Raw genomic sequence first — 18463 nt, forward strand, 5'->3', positions numbered from 1 at the left:
TCTGCTGGTAAGGGGGGGGGAGTAAAGTTTGGAATTCTTATTTTAACTCACTATAGTACAATTGAAGCTAGGCATAATGAAACCGCAACACCCCAAAAAATTTTCCAAACCAAGTTCTCATTCATATTTAATTTCCTTCGATTTTTGATTTAAAACATCACTCCCCAAACAACCCCTCCACATACCCCACCGACCGATCCCGCTCCAACAACTTCGGCTGGCAAACTTCCACCAGCGAGCAGGCTTTGCAGCGTTTGCCGTACACCGGCGGCGGGGTTTGCCCGCTTGCCAACAGTTCGTGCACTTGGGCGATAACGGCCAGCGTTTGCGCTCTAAGGCCGTCTGAAAACACCACCGGCACGCGGTGGCGGGTTTGCATATACCACAGCGCGCCTTCGCTGATGGTTTGTCCGGTCATCTCCTCCAAACACAGCGCCTGCGCGCAAAGCTGGATTTCGTCGAACGGCTCAGGTTTGGGCTTGCCGCGTTTGTATTCCACCGGTTTCAGACGGCCTGTCTGAATATCGTGCTCCACCATATCAACAATGCCGCTGATGCCCAGCCGCTGCGCCGACACATGCACGCTGCGCTCGAAGCGCACACCTTTGCGCGTTTCCGGCTCGCCCGAATCCACCCGCTCGTGCAGCGAACGCCCCTGCGCGGTCAGATAGTTCTCCGCCCACGCCTGCTCGTTGTGAATCAACGCGCATTGGCGCGGGCAGAAGGCATAGTGTTGCAGGGCGGAGAGGGAAACAGTGGGCAAATCCCGCTCCCCCGCGCCTGCAAGCGGTGGGTTTGCTGCGGAATTTTGTAAATTTCCCGCCATTTAGAAGCCGTCAATCTCGGTAGGAACCAAGCCGTCAAAATTATTCAATTCATAGCTACCGTCAGCATTGACTTTCAGGCTGCCGTGCACTTTGGCGGACGAGTATTGCCCTGCTTTGCAGTTGTGTTCCCACCAAATCAGTTTCAACACCTGCATGCTGCCTTCAGGGCGGGCGGATGAGGCATCGCCTTCAAACAATTTGGTTAGCACGGTTTTAATTGTTTCGGCATCGGCGTCGGAAAAGCCGGTACGTTCGGCGAGTTGCGGCGACATGGCGCCGAAGGCGACGTAAATGCCTTTATCTATACGGTATTTCATACCCATTCTTGCTTTTTTTCCTTCAGCATCATCGCTATCAACACTTTTCACAATTTGATTATCAATGATGCGTATTGGTTGAACACTAAAAGCAGATTGAATAGTAACCGGCCCTCGAATAGGAATAGAGACACCATCTTCATTCTGACCTTTCCCAAACGCAAATACCTGCCCAAAGGCTCGCACATCAAACCATTTTGCACATGCTGCACTTTTCGTTTGATCCTTTTTCTTATTCTTATCTTTATCACCTTTTTTAAATTCAAAAGCACTCTTACCTAAACCAAATTCTTCTGATTCAGCACGATTTTTTAAGCTCGTCATACCGTCAGTTTTCTTTTCATCTGATTGTACGAAAATAACTTCCCCATTTTCTTGCAAGCGATCACGAATTTTTCTCTTCAGGCAAACATCTGTTATCTCACCGATATTAAAAAAATCGGCACGCGGGCGGTTGCCGTTTAAAGGATCTCCGTTGGGATTGGCATTTTGTACACCGATAATTAAGGCGAAATCAATTTTTTTGGTTAAGCTCATGTTGTTTTCCTTTCAATGTTAAGTTATTCAGCAGTTTCTGTTTTCTTTTGTTTAGCAGCTCTTCGTGCGGCAATTTGGCGGTCGATTTCCATTTTTTGGCAATGATAACCAAGCAGAAATTCACCGCTTAATTTATCATCGCACATAAAGTCATCGTTTTCGAATAGATCCATAATTTCTCCAATGTCTTGTTTATAAAAATCTTTTCCCAAATTGGTCAAGTAGTTTTTATACGGCACAAGTTTGACACTTTCAATATTTAGCCATGTGCTATAAGGGCGCTGCGCAAATTGTTGAAAATAGCGCTCTGCATTGGTTGCTCGAGTAGGTACTTTTTTGCCATTTTGCAAATATAAGGCATACCACTCCAAATTTTCTGCTTGTGCAAGTAAGCGCCCATATAAATAGTCGCGCGCCTGATTTGTTTTTTCTAAACTCATAGAGTAAGTTCTCCTTTCTGATAAATCTAAATCGTGATGACGGGCGCGCCAGCCTTTGTATAAAGCGCAAGCGACGCCAATATTGCGTTGCCAATTAGCTTCACGAATTTTTTCCCCATCTTCTGGGCGGTGGTTTGCATAAGGATTGCAGGCCGTCTGAAAACTTTTTTGCACCAAATCATAAGGAATCGGCACATTTTTTCCGCCGGCAATTACGGGAAGTAAACGGGCGTAGAGTTGTTTTTTTGCTTTCTTACTCTTATCCTCCAATTCAGATTTGCTAAGAATTGTATCTGCAATACGCTCTATGGATGGGGCTACAAATAACCAAGGTTTACCTTCTTTAGGCTTATAACGTTGATACCAAGAAAAATCGTCTATCCAAGCATCCAGATTGGCAAAATAATCATCAGGTAAGCACTCTTGATAGTAAGTTAATGCAGCACGCCCCTTCCCTGGGCTTGTTCCATCTAGAACAAGTAAGGATATCTGCTGATTGGCTTTCAATTTTGCTCTATAACCATGAAGCCTTTTCTTCATGATCTTTGCTGCATCAAAACCAAAATCAGCAGCTTCATTAATATTATCCTCGGCAAATAATGCAGCATAAATATCTGTTTCAGCCCGATACGGCAAAGACAAGACTTTATCCTCATCAGCATTCGCAAATCTGGTTGCCCATACGACAGTTACTTGGTTATCATTGCGTATACCTTGACGTTCGATTAACCAGCGTAATGCAGCATGCGCCTTATGTGAAACTTCGGCAGATATGGCAACTGCTTGATTAGCCTCTTCAAAACGACCTAAATAAGTAAAACCTGTTTTGTCATTAGAAGAAATCAGTTTCGCTTTATCGCCTGAATAAGTTAACTTAGCAGGGTGGCTCTCGCGGATTTTCTGTTCTTTACCAGTTACTGAACAAAATCGACTGATCAGAGTATCTTGATAATATTCGCTCCAACTTTGTTGAACCTCTTTATCTTTCCAAGTTTCAGAAACCAAATCATGTGTTTGCACCGACCAAATAACTAAAGCTTTGCGAATTTCGGGATTTTGTCCCAACACATCCAATAATTTAGGTTTATCTTGTATATCGCCGTCTTTCTTACTCCAAGATTCCAAAAGTTTTCCACCGCTGTCTATCGGCACCACTTTTTCTTTAATCAAATCCGCTAAAACCGTTCCTTTATGTACATATTTCTGTATAGCCAGAACTTTAGAATTACTTGTATAAGCACACCACTTATCCAGTTGTTCAGAATAGAGATTAAAAATAAGATCTTCCTTTTTCTCTTTAACTATTTTCTTTTTGCCGTTTTTCCCTTCTACTTCCCGCACTATTTCTGCTGTATAGGTAAGCGCCAAATCCTTAGCGATATATTGCAAACTATCTGCTAAAGCGTGTGGAGCCAAGCCGCTTGTACGCCCTTCAGAATCCTCCGTTACAGGCAGCATCACTATTGTTTTGTCTGGCAATACTTCAGCGGAAATAAAATCACCATCACCACTCAAAACAATTTTAATATGCGCGGTTTGCGGACTATGCCATAGTGGTGCAAGAGTTTCTTTATCTAAGTCTAATAAATCAGCACTTTTTTCAACTTCGTTATATGTCTGATACAATTTCTGCATCCAACTCATAATCCCAACTCCTTGGCTTCGTCTTCCACCGGCTTCACGTTTTCGCCGCGCTTAAACGGCTTTTCAGGCTGCATTTCGCGGATAAAGCGGGTTTTCAGACGGCCTGCCTCATCGTTTACACTTGGGAATTCAATTACGCCGTGTTGCATCTTGGCTTGCCAAAAACGGCTAACCAGCTCGTGTTTGCCCGTTTCTTCGGGATAGCCGAAGCTGTGGAACATCAGTCCGAAATCGAGATTGTCGATGTCATCGTAAAAACCTGTTTTTCCATCCCGGCTTAAACTGCCGAACTCACATGGCTCCACATAGCCCTGACAATCGCGCGTGCCCAAGAAAATATCCTGCCGTCCGCCGCGATCCAACATCCGACGGGCAATCGCCATATGTTTGCCCAGATTGCGGTCGTCTTTGAGTTCTTGCCAGTATTCGTTCCAAGTAAAATGTGCTTGGACTTGGTATTCCACATCTTGCAGAAAGGTGTAAATCGCCAGCGTATGATCGATACCTTTTGGTGATTCCCATTGTCTTGGTTTGGTGGATTTACTTTGTGTGCGAATCGGCTTCATGACACGGATTTTGTCGATGTGCCAAATCAATGTGGGTTTCCAGTAAATGCTTTTTAAAATGCCTTTTATCGCTTCATACGTCGGCACTTGGTAGCTGAATTTTTCGCCACCGATTTTGGTAACTGGGTCGGTAAACAACGCCTGCCGTCCCCATACGCGGAAAGTGATTGTGCTGTTCATATTGCTCCTTTTATGAGTCGTAAAACGTCATACCACCGGTTTCATCCACCGACAAACCGTATTCATCGGTGTAATGTCCGTCTTTCAAATAATAAATGCCCGAACCTGCCTGCACCTCTTGCAGGGCTTGCTTTTCTTGCAGTTGTTTCCACTCATTTGGAAACACATTCACACTGTAGCGCTGCGCTTTGGCCAGCGTGCGGTACATTTCTTTCGGGTTCCATTCGCCGCAAAGCGAAGCAATCAAATCCCTGCCTTCGCCATACGGCACAATTACGGCACGGGTCGGCGCGTCAATGGCTTGGAAAGCCCGTCCCGCACTTTTGAATGACTGCATTAATAAAGGATAAAAATCATATTCTCTTAAAATATTATTTTTTAACCTACCGCTTTTTTTATCTGATGCACCTTTATTGCGACAATTATCACTTAATAAATTCAATAAATGATCTTCCCCCTTTGTTCCTATTTGATAAACCATTTCATCTCTACGGTTATAAAAATACAATTCAAAATACCGCTCCATTGCTTTAGGCTGCAATACACTCTCCCCCGCATGCTCATAAAAGACTTCCCCTGCTTTATCTTTACCTATCGCAATATCAGGTAACGTTTTTTTGAGATTATTTGATTCTTGCAGATTAAGCACATAAACATTCCCTTTTTTACCTTTCCCTTTTTCGCCATTCCGATTACAACGTCCTGCAGCCTGGGCAATGGAATCCAATCCCCCCAAAGCGCGGATCACACACGCCATCGAAATATCCACACCGGCTTCGATTAACTGGGTGCTGATGCAAATCACCGGCTGTTTGTTTTTCAGACGGCCTTTGATCGCGTCAAAAATGGCTTTGCGGTGCGCCGAACATTGGTTGGTGCTGAGATGAAACAGGGCTTCAGGCGGCACGTTTTGCTTTTGGCAGTATTGGTACAAATCACGTGCCCATTTTTTGGTATTCACGATAAACAGGCAGCTTGATGCCGTCTGAAACTGCGTCAATAAAAATTCACCCGCTGCGGCCAGCGACCAGCCGCCGGCTTTGGGTTGATAGTGGATTTCCACGCGCGACAAGTCATCGAACAGCTTGTTTAATTGATCGTTTTTACCCATGATTTCGGCATTTTCTGCCAATTTCAATTCGCCGAATTCCGATTTGGGAAGCTTATCCAATAGCGGTTGGGTAGCGGTACACAATACCGCGCTGGACTTGCCGAATTGGGTTAACCAATTTAATGTGTTACAGAACAAATGCACGCATTTCACCGGCAAGGTCTGGATTTCGTCAAAAATCAGCACGCTGCGGGTCATCGGGTGAATATGCCGCGCACCGCGTGTGCCGCCGCCGAACCAGGCATCGAGAAATTGCACCATGGTGGTAAACACAATCGGCTTATCCCAGTTTTCGGAAAGCAGCTTGTCTTGCCAGTTTTGTTTTTCGGGGTCGAGGTTGGAATGGTGTTCCAGCACCCAGTCTTCGCCGAGAATCTTGCGTACCGCTTCGGCATTCTGATCGATGATAGATGTGTAGGGAATGATATAGATAATGCGGTCAAGGTTATGCTTTTGCGCATGATGCAAAGCATAGCGCAGGCTCGCCAAAGTTTTACCGCCGCCGGTCGGCACGGTAAGCGTATAAATGCCTTGCGCATCGGCGGCACGTTTCAGACAGGCATCAGATATCTCGCGGCGGATTTGGTCAATCGGGTAACGGATTTCAAAATCGGCCAAATGGGTTTCCAGCTTATCGATCGCTTCCTGCCAATTGGGCTTTTGGGTCAAGCGACGCAAATCCTTTTGCGCTTCGCGTTCAAAATCCGCACTATTGATGCGGTCGGCATCAATCAGGCAACTGAATAAAAATCGGGTTAGACAGCCGAGATAAAATTCTTCAATTTTATGAGAGGTTTTAATTTTTCCTGCTGAACGTTCTTTCTGAAAAGAGTCAGCCATTGGACGCACAATGGGCTTGAGTGCATTCACAAGCTGGTCGATCAAAGCCTTATCTGCCAAACCTTCCGCCTGCCGCTTGACCACTTCGTCGGCATTTTGCTCACACTCTGCCAAATGCGTCAGCGCGTCATCTTTTGAAAAGCGTGTCCGCCACACCGCTTCTCCTTCGGAATTTAAGCAGTCAATCAACCCCGCCCCATGGTGTGAAGCAATACACAAACCCAATATTTGCCCGACCAATTCGCCGATGCCGTTTTGCGCGCCAAACTTTTTCAGACGGCCATACACCCATTGTGCGCCCGCCGTGGAGTGGTCTGGCTTGTTGCCTAAACCTCCATCATCGTCCGTACCAACATCTTCATCGTAGTCATAAAACTCCAAACCGTTATTCTCATAAATTCTTTTTTGAAATTTCTTTGAATATTTGCCAAAGTCGTGCATCAAGCCAAGCAATTCGCCTGCTGCGGACAAATCCAGCTTGGCCGCCAATTCTCTGGCAATCGCGGCGGTTTCGGTTAAATGGGTGGCAACAGATTGTTCCGATTTATCCGCTTGGCGGACATGCGCAATAAAATTCGTCATGTTTATCCATCCGTTTCATTACACACAGCCGCCCGAAGGCGGCTGATTTTTAAACGATGATCACTCACCAATCTTAGTTTCAACACACGCACGCCCGCAGGCGCGCGACACAACAACCGTTTTTCAGACGGCCTTTTTCTCAAATCTTAAAAAATCCTCCAGTCTTTTTGCTTCATCGACTTCATCGTGGGCAATCAGCAGATATTTCCACGGTTTGCCGCCGTGCTGCGCGGCATAGTCTGCTGCCTGTTTGCACCAAGCCGCTGCCGCTTCGGCTTTAGCCAGCACTTCAGGGCTTTGCATATCGGCACGGGATTTGGTTTCTGCCATCAGGATAAAATCATCGCCTTCCACTACAAAATCGGGAATATATTCTTTCTGATCGGCGCCTTGTTTGTAATAAATCTGAAATTGCCCTTTGGCCGGTTTGAACCATTTCTGTGCATCACGCTCCAGAATCACAGCAAAGCGGCGCTCGGTGTCGGAATCGAATTTTTGCAGCGGATACAGGCACTTTTTAAACCCGCCGAACAGCATTTGCTTGATGCGCGAAACATCTTGCACCGTTTCGCGCACCGAATGCACCGGCTCGTTTGCCGAAGCGGTGTAGTGGCAGGGTTTGAGCGCGGTAAATCCGCGGCTGACATGCGCTTCATAATGCGTGGCTTTTTCCCAGAAATGCGCCGTCATCTGCGCATGAATTTCCCGTGCAATCAGGCGGCGGTTTTTATCCAATACATCCAGTGCTTCGGCTTCGGAAAGATAACTGCGCAAATGCCGCACCATCTGCCCGGCCAGGTCATACAAAAGCTCGGCTTGGGTGAAGTAATCAATATCGTCAAAATCAATCAGCGCGTGCACGATATAGTCTTCGGGGCGTTTTTCCACCAAGCCCAACTCGGCGGACAGGCTGCTTTGCTCATCGGTATGCAGGTTGTGAATCAGAATCTCGCGCGCACCCGGCTGCAAATGCAAATTACTCACATCCAAAGTAAAGGGGTGAAACCCCGTGCTGACTTCCCCACCCGGCATTACGGTGATGCGCGGAATATCAATGGTTTGCGCCACCAACACTTGCGTGGTTTTCGCCACGATTTCCGCCACATCGGGCAACTCGTCCGCCAATAATTCACCCTGCGCACCCTGCAACTGCTGTTTCACCTCTTCGGTGATTTTTGCCTGAATATCCGCCTGCAACAAGGCTTGCGAAGTCGGCGCTTGTTGCGGACAGGCTTCGTATTTGGCTGCCACCTCCATTACCTTGCGGGCAATTTGTTTCTCCGCCTCATTGGTAAATACCGGCTGATCCGCTTCTGCCGAATACGCGCCAACTGTTTCAGACGGCCTATCCGCCAGCCCCAAACGGCTTTCTGCGCCGCTGGGCACGGTAACGCTCACTTTTTGCTCGTCCGCCCCGGCAGGTTCCAAAATCACCTGTTGCAGGCGCAGTACCGAATCGCCTTTGTTGGCTTCGTCAATAATTTCCTGAAAACGGTCGTGCGCCACAATATTGAGCCTGTCCACCACTTCCACGCCGGTGCGCTTGCCATAAGGCAGGCGCAAGCCGCGCCCGATGCTTTGCTCAATCAAAGTGCGCGCATGGGCGGCGCGCAAAGGCACAATGGTATAAAGATTGGTGACGTCCCAGCCTTCTTTAAGCATATTGACGTGAATCACGATTTCGGTCGGCTCGTCCACGCTTTCCACCGCCAAGAGCCGCGCAATCATCTCTTCTTCGTCTTTGCCCGATTTACTGGAATCCACCTGAATCACCTTGTCCGCATAGCGCCCGCCGTAAAAGGCATCGGATTCCAACAATGAAAGCAGCCCTGCCGCATGCGTGGTATCGCGGGCAATCACCAGCATAAAGGGTTTGACTGCCGGCACGCCGTTTTCCCGCGCAAAGGTTTGCAGCTCCACCTTGGTGTTTTCATGCAAGCGCACACCGTCTTCCAGCTTGATTTTTTCAATTTCCTCGGGCGTGTAATTTTTCGCATCAAAATTGCGCTGCGTTACCACCGCAGGCATTTTCACAAAACCATCTTCCATCGCCCGCGCCAAAGGGTAATCCATCACCACGTTTTTAAACGGAATCGGCGCTTTGGCAGATTCCACAAACGGCGTGGCGGTCAGCTCCAAACCCAACAGCGGATTCAATTCATTAATCGCCCGCATCCCCGCCTGCGCCCGATAACGGTGCGATTCGTCCATCAGCAGCACCAAATCGGGCAAGTTAGCCAGATAATTGAAATAACTGTCTCCCAATACTTCGCGCATCCGCTTGATACGCGGCTCCTTGCCGCCGCGCACTTCGGAATTGATTTTGGAAATATTGAAAATATTGATGCGCACCTCGGTAAAGAAATCCGCCATGCCGATGCTTTGCTGCTCGTAGTTATCGCCGGTAATCACGCGCGGCGGGTTCACGGCAAATTCGCCAATGCCTTTGAACACATATTTCGGCGTATTGGGTGAAAAATCGCCAATCAGCTTGTTGTAAATGGTCAGGTTCGGCGCCAGCACAAAAAAGTTGTTGATACCGTGCGCCAAGTGCAGATAGGCGATAAACGCCCCCATCAAACGGGTTTTGCCCACCCCCGTTGCCAAGGCAAAACACAACGACGGAAAATCGCGTTCAAACTCCTGCAAGGTGGGAAATTCAACCTTCAGCGTTTCGAGTACCGCCGCGACATCGCGCTTATGTTTCAGCATCTCGGGCGCGGCATCCAGCGCTTGTTTTAATTTCGCCAGACTTTGTGCCTGCGGCGCGCGTAAAGATAAACGCCCGTTGATATGGTTTTGAATTCTTGTGGTCATGCTTTTATCTCTTGTCTTTATTTGAACTATCCGGAAATTCCGGAAACTTGCCCGTCTTCATCCTGCCAATCCGACAATTCGCTTTCCAGCTGTTCCACCGTCGGCAAATTGGCTACCAACGGTTCCGGCAAGGCTCGCACCAATTCATATTCGGCAATGCCTATCGGTTTATCGATACCTGACAAAGCATATTCGGCCACCAAACGGTTTTGTGTTTTGCACAACAACAAACCAATGGTGGGGTGATCATCAGGGGCTTTAACTTGCGCATCCACCGCCGCCAAATAAAAATTCAACTGCCCAGCATGCTCGGGCTTAAATGCCGTGGCTTTTAATTCCACCACCACATAGCATTTCAAACGTGTATGGTAAAACAGCAAATCAATAAAAAATTCATCGCCGTTTACCTCCAAACGATATTGCCGCCCCACAAAAGCAAAACCACTGCCCAATTCCAGCAAAAACCGGGTAATATGCTGCACCAATGCCTGCTCAATATCGCGCTCATGCGCTTCTTCCCCCAAACCCAAAAAATCAAACAAATAAGGGTCTTTCAAGATTTCTTGTGCCAAAGCAGAAGTTGGCGCAGGTAAGCGGTTGGTAAAATTGGTAACTGCCTGCCCTTGCCGTTCATGCAAGCGGTTTTTGATATGGATTTCCAAAGTGGCGCGTGACCAAGCCTGTGCTATAGCCTGCTGTAAATACCACTCTCTTTGTTGTGGTATTTTCACCTTATCAATCAAAGTACAAAGATGGAACCACGGCAATTGTGCAGCAGCCTGCTGCACAATTTCAAAATCCGGCCAAGCCTCGGCAAACGCACGCATATATTTTAGATTGCGGGTAGAAAACCCCTTCATTTCCGGAAACGCTTCACGCAAATCTCGCCCCAAGCGGTCAATCACCTTGCTGCCCCAGCCTTGTGCCGCTTGTCGCTCCAGAATATCCCGCCCGATATGCCAATAAAGGGAAACCAGCTCGGCATTTGCCGCCAAAGCCGCTTTTTGCCGCGCCGCCAGCACCCGCCCTTTGATTTCGGTAAGCCATTGCCCGTAATCGGCGGGCAACAACGGAGTTTCTTTACGCATCGCCCGCATCCCCCGCAAACAAATCCTCCTGATTGTCGGCCGCACTTTTGCCTTTTGCCGCTTTGGCGCGGCTTTCAGGTAGCTTTTCAGACAGGCATTCAGGCTCCGCTATCGGCAGGTTGGCGACGTTCAAACAGTAATCGTCATGCCCCCATTCACAGCGCGCCAGCACCATTTTCGGGATTTTTTTCAAAGAAAGATTCGGGAAACGCTCCGCCGCCTGCGGCGCGCGCAAAGACAAACGCCCATTGATATGGTTTTGAATGCTTGTGGTCATGATCCGTTTTCCTTATCCGTTTGTTTTAACAGGCGGTCAAAATCGCTTTCAAACAAGCGGTCTTGCACAATGCGGTATTTTTCAAATTCAGTTTCAGCGTGTACCTTAGCAATTTCCGCCGTTACTTTTCCCGCATCCTGCAATACTTCCCGATTGGCTGCCTCAATAAACCGGTTCAAGCGCACCTCCCAATCCTGCATGGTCATCGGGATGTGGCGCATAGCCATATCCTCGGCGATATCCAGGTAGGCATTGACCAAGCGAGAAAGCTGTGCCATTTCGTTTTCGCTCAGATAATTTTTGGCGACCGCCACATCAAATTTCTGAACCTTGCCATGCGGTGCATCCTTCCAAGACTGCAAACCCATATGCGGCTTTTCGGCATCAGCCCTGTGATAAATGACCTCTGCCGCCGTCTGCCCGTGAATCGCCCAATGCAGCTTGTTTTGTACCGTAGCGAAAAAGCGCTTAGTAGCTTGCGCCGTTACGTCATAATCCACCGCCGTGGCATAAATATCGGTAATTTTCTGATAAAACTTCCGTTCGGACAGGCGGATTTCCCGTACCCGCTGCAACTGCTCTTCAAAATATTCCCGGGTAAATATCGAGCCGCCGTTTTTCAAACGCTCGTCATCCATCACATAAGCTTTGATGGTAAAACTTTCCACAATTTCGGTTGCCCATTTGCGAAACTGCACCGCCCGTTCGGAATTGACCTTATAGCCCACAGCAATAATGGCAGACAAATTATAGTGTTTGGTGTGGTAGTTTTTGCCGTCGGCGGCAGTTATCCGAAAATTTCGGATAACTGAATCTGCTTGCAACTCACTGTCGGAAAAAATTTTTCCCAAATGATAGTTCACCGTGCGGACATCCACATCATAAAGCGCCGCCATCATCTTCTGCGTCAACCAAACATTCTCATCGGCATACACCGCCTGCACACCGCCTTCCTTATTAGCCGCCACAAAGGTCAGATATTCCGCTGCCGATGAACGGGTGATGGAAATATCCCGTTTTTTTGCCGCTTTACTCATCCCCCGCTTCCCCTGCAAACAAATCCTCCTGATTGTCGGCCGCACTTTTGCCTTTTGCCGCTTTGGCGCGGTTTTCAGGCAGCCTTTCAGACGGCATCGGTTCAGGTTCCGCCATCGGCAGGTTGGCGACATTCAAACTGTAATCGTCATGCCCCCATTCGCAGCGCGCCAGCACCATTTTCGGGATTTTTTTCAAAGAAAGATTCGGGAAACGCTCCGCTGCCTGTGCCGCTGTAATGCCGCGCCATGCCGCACAACAGACGAGCAAGCTTTGGTTTTCGCCCACCTCGTCCGACAGCGCCTGCAACTGCTCGGCAGACAAGGTTTGCGTGGTTACATAAATAAAATCGCGCTCGCTGGAATAGCCATGCTGCCACCACAAGGTTTCAGACGGCCTATAAGTAAAACCCTCCAGCTTGGCAAGCGCTTCGGCAAGCATTTCGGGATTGTATTCAGGGTTAATAATCGGATTGCCCCACGCATCGTTCACAATCAGGGTCGGCGCCAAACGGTAATAACGGAAACCGCCGCCGCCCTGCCAGTTCACCGCCTTGGAAGTCCCGCCCTGATCCGTGCCGTCAATCACCTTTTGCAGACGCGGAATAATATGCGTATGGCAATGCTCGCCCAGCTCCACCATAATCCAGCGCCGCCCCATTTTATGGGCAACCGCGCCTGTGGTGCCGGAACCGGCGAAAGAGTCTAGGACTAGATCGCCGGGGTTGGTGGCTAGATGGATAATACGTTGCAATAGTTTTTCAGGTTTTGGAGTATCGAATACATCTTTGGAATTAAATTGCTTAACCTCTTTTTTAGCGTCTTGATTATTTCCAACGTCAGTATGTAACCATACCGTTAAAGGAACCAACCCCTGTTTTACTTCACTCAAAAAAGTTTTAATTCTTGGTACATTTCCACCATTTTTGCCAAACCAAATTCTATTATCTGATACTAATTCATCAAATTTTTCTTTGGATATTGACCAACATCTACTTTCAGCAGGGCGAACAACTTTTCCAGATGGTGTTGTAATAGGGTAATCCGTGCTTTCAGAATAAGTTCTTACACTCATATCAGAAGAAGCCCACACGCCCCTAGGATCATCATCAGGATTAGAATACCTACTATCTGTTGAATCACTTCTAGCTAATAAATTAGGTCGCCAAATTTCTTTATTTTTAGAATACACTAAAATATGATCATGATTGTCAGACAGCCATTTCGCATCATTTTGTGGTGAGAACTTTTTTTGCCAAATCGCATTGGAAATAAAATTCCCCCGCCCAAACACTTCATCGCACAACACTTTTAAATAGTGCGCTTCATTGTCATCAATAGTAATCCACAGCGAACCGTCATCCGCCAGCAAGCGCTTGATAATCTCCAAACGGTCGCGCATCAGCCCCAGCCAAATCGAATGCTCCAGCCCGTCATCATAATGGGCAAACGCACTGCCGGTGTTATACGGCGGATCGATAAACACACACTTCACCTTGCCAGCAAACTCCTGCTCTAACGCCTTAAGGGCTAGCAAGTTATCGCCAAAAATCAACCGATTATCAAAAATCGCCTGCTCCGAACGGGTGGGCGCATGATACGACTTCGCCGCATCCTCCAACAAAATCCGCGCCTCCAACTTAGGGCGCTTGTCCTTGCCTATCCAAGTGAGTTCTAGTTTTTGGTTTTTCATTACGATACATCCGCTTTTAAATCATTAATTACCACAGGCACGATACAAATACTAACGGACACGCCCATTAATTGAAGTCGGTTATAGCAACTTCTCAAATTTATTTTACTAAATAGTGGCAAATCCAACGCTGTCGTTTTCGTATCATTACTTGCAATCACATATACCACTTCAAATTCATTTGCTTTTGGTTTTTCATTTTTAGCGGGTAATTTATGCGTTTTCGGTAATTTCTTATTAACCAATGCGCGGAAATTGCCATCCGACAGAATCAGTTGAGTAGAAACTAAGCCTTGAGAGAACAAATGACTTAATACGCTTGATCCGCCATATCTTTTAACATGAATAAGTTTTTTATCGTTTGTATAAATATCGCAAAGCTCGATCCTACTACTTCCCCCTCCATAAGATATGTTTTTCTTATCCATTAATACAAATCTATTGCCGTCACTATTTACAACTTTTTCATTATATTTATCTTCGGATTTTTCAGAATACTCAGGCAAAGATATTTCTGATGCGGGGATATTTCGAATACCCTCATCTAAGTTTTCCAAAAAATCACCATCAATTTTATACCACTTCCCATTTGTTAAAGAGTACATCTCCTCATTAAGTTCAAGTTCACAATAAATACATTGATAAATTTTCCATGAATATGCTGGCTGGTCATTTGCAGCATTAATGCAATAAATATACTGCTCTCTCATTTTTTTGATAGAGAGTTCTTCGCTATTCTCTCTCACATAAACCAAATAACCTTCCCAACTTATATCATCATGAAGCTCTCCCCTTTTGGCTTTTTGGTATCTAAAACCTGAAACATTTTCCCAGTTAATAACTTCAGGAATAGAAAGCCATGTTTTTGAAAAGTCATTTTTAGTAATTTTCTCAATCAGCTTTGTGTCTAATCCATTTTTAATAGATGCATTTCTAACTTCCGACAATCTATCTATCCAAGGAAAGCTTTGCTTGTAAGATTCAGAATCAAACAAATTTATCGCTTTATCTAAAAGCACAGGAAGATCTTGCAACTCAAATGGCAAAGAAACTTTAAGCGCATCTTTTCCAGAAAGGGTTTTGCAAAACTCTTTATCTTTTGGAGATCCTGTTGCTGCATACATTAAATCTTGCTCAACATCCAAACCAAAATCAGCGAAACTTGTGGAAGTGCTAGCCTGGTTTCTCTTATGAACCGGTATAGATTCCAACGTATGAACATCAACACTTCTTAGCTTTTCCGGATCTACTGCATTCACAACCACTCGTAGTCCAAAATTTTCTTCAAAGCAATCTGGATTAAGAAGATGGCGACCATATCCAAATGTGAGAGCAAAATATCTACTACCTCTTTTCATTAAGAGAACTGCCGCGCAACCGGAATTTGATAAATGGCTTAAATCATCATGCGTATGAGGCGTAAATATATTTACCCATGATGGTGGATGCGCAAGATTCTGTTTGGAATACAAATCTAACTCTTGTTCATCATCTAATTTCAAGACAGTTTTCTTTAAATTGCCTATGCCCTGAATAATCTGATCTTCCTGTGTTATAGACTCTTTTAATAAAATAACTGAAAGGCTATGCGTTTTCTTTTTCATCACACCATCTCCCACTCAATAAAAAACAATTCTTCTTCATCCACCTCTTGTTTCAACTGCTCTTCCAGCTCTTCAATCAATCGGTTGCGTTGGTTTTCAATTTCATCCTGTTTGTCAAACAGTTCGCGCCGCTGTTTGCTGCGTTTGTTTTCCAGTTCGCGCTGCTTTTTCTGCCAAGCCAGCTTTTCTTCCAGCGTGACGGCGGTGGCTGCGGTGCGGCGGGCTTCTTTGATTTCGCGGTCGGTTTCTTTGATGTCTTGCTCCAAGCCGTGCTTGAAGTCGTCCATCCAGTCGTCGAGTTTTTGTACTTCTTGCTCAAAGTAGCCCAGATTGCGGTTTGTTGCGTCGTTTTGCAGTTGTTGGCGGCGGCGGTCGATATCGGCGGATAAGGCCGTCTGAATGTTTGTTTGTGTGCTTGCATCGAGCACTCGGGCGGGCAGTTTTAAGAGTTTTTCGGGGTCGTCGGCTGCCAAGGCTTCGCCGCTGTCGGTAACGGCGGCAATCAGCAGATGCTGTTCGGTGTCGTTTAATGCGCTGATGCTGATGAGTTTGGCGGCAAGCTGCCCGCTTTGGCCGCGATAGGCTTCCAGCGTGCTGATGCGGCTGCCGTGTGCCTGATAGTCAAATTGCAGGCGCACGCTTGGGCAGGCGCGGTTTTTGGCTTGGGTGATGATGGCTTGCGCCAAGGGGTGGTTGATGCGGTAGAGATGGGCTTCTCCGTTTTTGCGCGGCAGCTCGTAACGCCCCAATGCAACGGTGCCTAGGCCGTCTGAAAGGTTTTCAGGCAGGCTTTTGAGCGTAAACCCTTCTGCATCAAAATCGGCGTGTTCTGCCAATTCGCTTTGGGTTAAATCCAGCAGGATACGTTCGTATTTTTTGAGTGCATCACGGCTTTGTTGGTCGCGGATGTGCAATTTGTCGCGCACTTCTTCGTCGAAGTTTTCCATCAGGGTTTGGCGGGCTTTGACCATGTTTTGGTTGATTTCGCCTGCCAGCTCGCGTTGCAGTTCGTTAAAGGCGGCTTTGATATCTTCAGGCTGCCTGCAATGCCGGTAAATATCGGCAATGCGCCGCTCGATGTCCACGCCGGAGCCGATGGCACCCAATACTTCGTCGCTGGCGCCGAATACGCCGTTAAAGAGTTGGAATTTTTGCTCCAAGAGTTCGTACACGCGGGCGTCGGCTTCGTTGCTTTCATCCACAAAATTGACCACCACCACATCGTGCTTTTGTCCGTAACGATGACAACGTCCGATGCGCTGTTCGATGCGTTGCGGGTTCCACGGCAAATCGTAGTTGATGATGAGCGAGCAAAATTGCAGGTTGATGCCTTCTGCGCCCGCTTCGGTGGCGATCATAATCGTGCCTTGCTCTTTGAAATATTCCACCAGCGCGGCGCGGGTGTCGGCGGTTTTGGAGCCGGTGATTTTGTCGCTACCCTCGTGGCGTTTGAGCCAGTTTTTATAGATTTTTTGCGCTTTTTCATCGCTGTTGGTGCCGTTGAACAAAACGATACCTTCGCCGTTTTCGCCTGCGTAAGGCGTTTCAGACAGGCATTGCAGCAGATAATCTTGCGTGCGCTTGGATTCGGTAAAGATGATGGCTTTTTGTGCGGCGCCCAAACGGGAAAGTTCGGCAAAGGCGCGCTCAAGCGCGGTTAATAAGGCACGGCTTTTGGCGTCTTCGCGGATATTTTCGGCGAGGTGTTTGAAGTGTTTGAGTTCTTCGATTTCATCGGCAATGGCTTGGTATTCGTCTTTGCTCAGGATGTTCGGCTCGGTTTCTTCTTCCCATTCTTCGGCGGTTTCATCGAGGCTTTCATAGTCTTCATCGAGGATTTCCACCAAATCTTGTGGCTTGGATTCGTCCAACACGCCTTGCAAGCGCTTGCTCATGGTATCCAAGGCACCTGCAATGGCGCGGCTGCTGGAAGCAAGCAGTTTCCACAACACCAAGGAAATCAGCTGCCGCTGACCCTCGGGCATGGCTTGCAGATTCGGGCGGCGCAGATAGTCGGCAACCAATGAAGAGAAGGCTTGCTCCTGATCGGATGGCGTGAATCTTTGCACGATGGCAAGGCGTTGGGTATAGGGCACGTAGGCCTGAACCTGCCGACGCAAGGTACGTTTGCACACGGGATTTAAGCGCTGGCGCAGGATTGCCAGGGTTTGCTCGGTGGCTCTGGCGCCGAACTGGCTGCGGAAGCTCTCCACATCGCCGAAAATGCGCCCGTCAATCATGCTGACCAAGCCGTAAAGCTCAAGCAGGGAGTTTTGCAAGGGTGTGGCTGTGAGCAGCACTTTGCTGGATACGTTTTCCAAGGCTTCTTTTAGGGTTTTACCAATGACGTTGTTTTTCTTATAGACGTTGCGCAGGCGGTGCGCTTCGTCCATCACCACCAAATGCCAACCGATTGCCTTGATGTCTTCCGCCTTGGCTTTGGCAAATTGGTAGGAACAGATAACCGGCACATTTTGGCGGAAAGGGTTGCCGCCTTCTTTTTTCAGGGCGTTATAGCTTTTGGCTTCCAAAATCATGCCTTGCAGACCGAATTTTTCCTGCAATTCTTGATGCCACTGTTTGCGTAGATTGGCGGGGGTGATGATCAGAATATGGCGCTTGCGCTCTGCCCAGCGTTGCAAAATCACCAAGCCTGCCTCAATGGTTTTGCCCAAGCCGACCTCATCCGCCAAAATCACGCCCTTCGATAAAGGATTCTGGCAGGCAAACAAGGCGGCATCGACCTGATGCGGATTCAGATCCACTTGCGAATCGACCAACGTGCCCGCCAGCGAATCCATGCTACCGCTTTGTGCCTGACGGGTGAGCAGCCAAGCGTAATATTGGGATTGGTGAGGGGTGAGTTGGGGCAAGTGCTTCATGCTGCTCTGCTATTTCCTTATTTG

12 protein-coding genes are annotated in these 18463 nt (G+C 47.5%); all 12 read right to left on the reverse strand.

What is annotated here, in order from left to right; translation table 11 throughout:
- Positions 1–157 precede the first annotated feature (157 nt).
- The 12 genes from cas4 to Q4C79_RS00060 all read right to left on the reverse strand — a co-directional run bounded on the left by cas4 (position 158) and on the right by Q4C79_RS00060 (position 18439).
- Positions 158–763, reverse strand: coding sequence for a CRISPR-associated protein Cas4 (gene cas4, locus Q4C79_RS00005; RefSeq protein WP_303089073.1), 606 nt, complete (start codon positions 761–763; stop codon positions 158–160).
- Positions 764–826: 63 nt separating this feature from the next.
- Positions 827–1681, reverse strand: a complete 855-nt coding sequence (cas7c, locus tag Q4C79_RS00010) for a type I-C CRISPR-associated protein Cas7/Csd2 (RefSeq protein ID WP_303088980.1) — start codon at positions 1679–1681, stop codon at positions 827–829.
- Positions 1682–1704: 23 nt separating this feature from the next.
- Positions 1705–3765, reverse strand: coding sequence for a type I-C CRISPR-associated protein Cas8c/Csd1 (gene cas8c / locus Q4C79_RS00015; RefSeq protein ID WP_303088981.1), 2061 nt, complete (start codon positions 3763–3765; stop codon positions 1705–1707).
- Entirely contained in the window at positions 3762–4511 is a 750-nt protein-coding gene (gene cas5c / locus Q4C79_RS00020; RefSeq protein ID WP_303088982.1) for a type I-C CRISPR-associated protein Cas5c, read from the reverse strand. Before cas5c ends, cas8c begins: the two co-directional genes overlap by 4 nt.
- A 10-nt stretch (positions 4512–4521) precedes the next feature.
- Positions 4522–7044 (reverse strand): CRISPR-associated helicase Cas3', encoded by a 2523-nt coding sequence (gene cas3, locus Q4C79_RS00025; protein WP_303088983.1) that lies wholly within the window; start codon positions 7042–7044, stop codon positions 4522–4524.
- 123 nt (positions 7045–7167) lie between these two features.
- The gene (locus Q4C79_RS00030) at positions 7168–9861 is read right to left on the reverse strand and encodes a DEAD/DEAH box helicase (protein WP_303088984.1); all 2694 of its coding nucleotides are present in this window, start codon (positions 9859–9861) and stop codon (positions 7168–7170) included.
- Between the two features lie 26 nt (positions 9862–9887).
- Positions 9888–10949 carry a YhcG family protein gene (locus Q4C79_RS00035; protein WP_303088985.1) on the reverse strand — a complete coding sequence of 354 codons (1062 nt, stop codon included), beginning with the start codon at positions 10947–10949 and terminating at the stop codon, positions 9888–9890.
- Complete coding sequence (locus Q4C79_RS00040; protein WP_303088986.1) at positions 10942–11226, reverse strand: hypothetical protein; 285 nt, start codon at positions 11224–11226, stop codon at positions 10942–10944. The genes Q4C79_RS00035 and Q4C79_RS00040 overlap by 8 nt, the downstream gene beginning before the upstream one ends.
- Positions 11223–12263 carry a virulence RhuM family protein gene (locus Q4C79_RS00045; RefSeq protein ID WP_303088987.1) on the reverse strand — a complete coding sequence of 347 codons (1041 nt, stop codon included), beginning with the start codon at positions 12261–12263 and terminating at the stop codon, positions 11223–11225. Before Q4C79_RS00045 ends, Q4C79_RS00040 begins: the two co-directional genes overlap by 4 nt.
- On the reverse strand, positions 12256–13953 hold the full coding sequence (locus Q4C79_RS00050) for a site-specific DNA-methyltransferase (RefSeq protein WP_303088988.1): 1698 nt from the start codon (positions 13951–13953) through the stop codon (positions 12256–12258). Before Q4C79_RS00050 ends, Q4C79_RS00045 begins: the two co-directional genes overlap by 8 nt.
- A complete protein-coding gene (locus Q4C79_RS00055) occupies positions 13953–15557 on the reverse strand; it encodes a TIGR04141 family sporadically distributed protein (protein ID WP_303088989.1) in 1605 nt (534 codons plus the stop codon). The genes Q4C79_RS00050 and Q4C79_RS00055 overlap by 1 nt, the downstream gene beginning before the upstream one ends.
- Entirely contained in the window at positions 15557–18439 is a 2883-nt protein-coding gene (locus tag Q4C79_RS00060; RefSeq protein WP_303088990.1) for an SNF2-related protein, read from the reverse strand. Before Q4C79_RS00060 ends, Q4C79_RS00055 begins: the two co-directional genes overlap by 1 nt.
- Positions 18440–18463: the final 24 nt, after the last annotated feature.

The organism is Neisseria sp. (assembly GCF_030523955.1).
Lineage (GTDB): Bacteria > Pseudomonadota > Gammaproteobacteria > Burkholderiales > Neisseriaceae > Neisseria.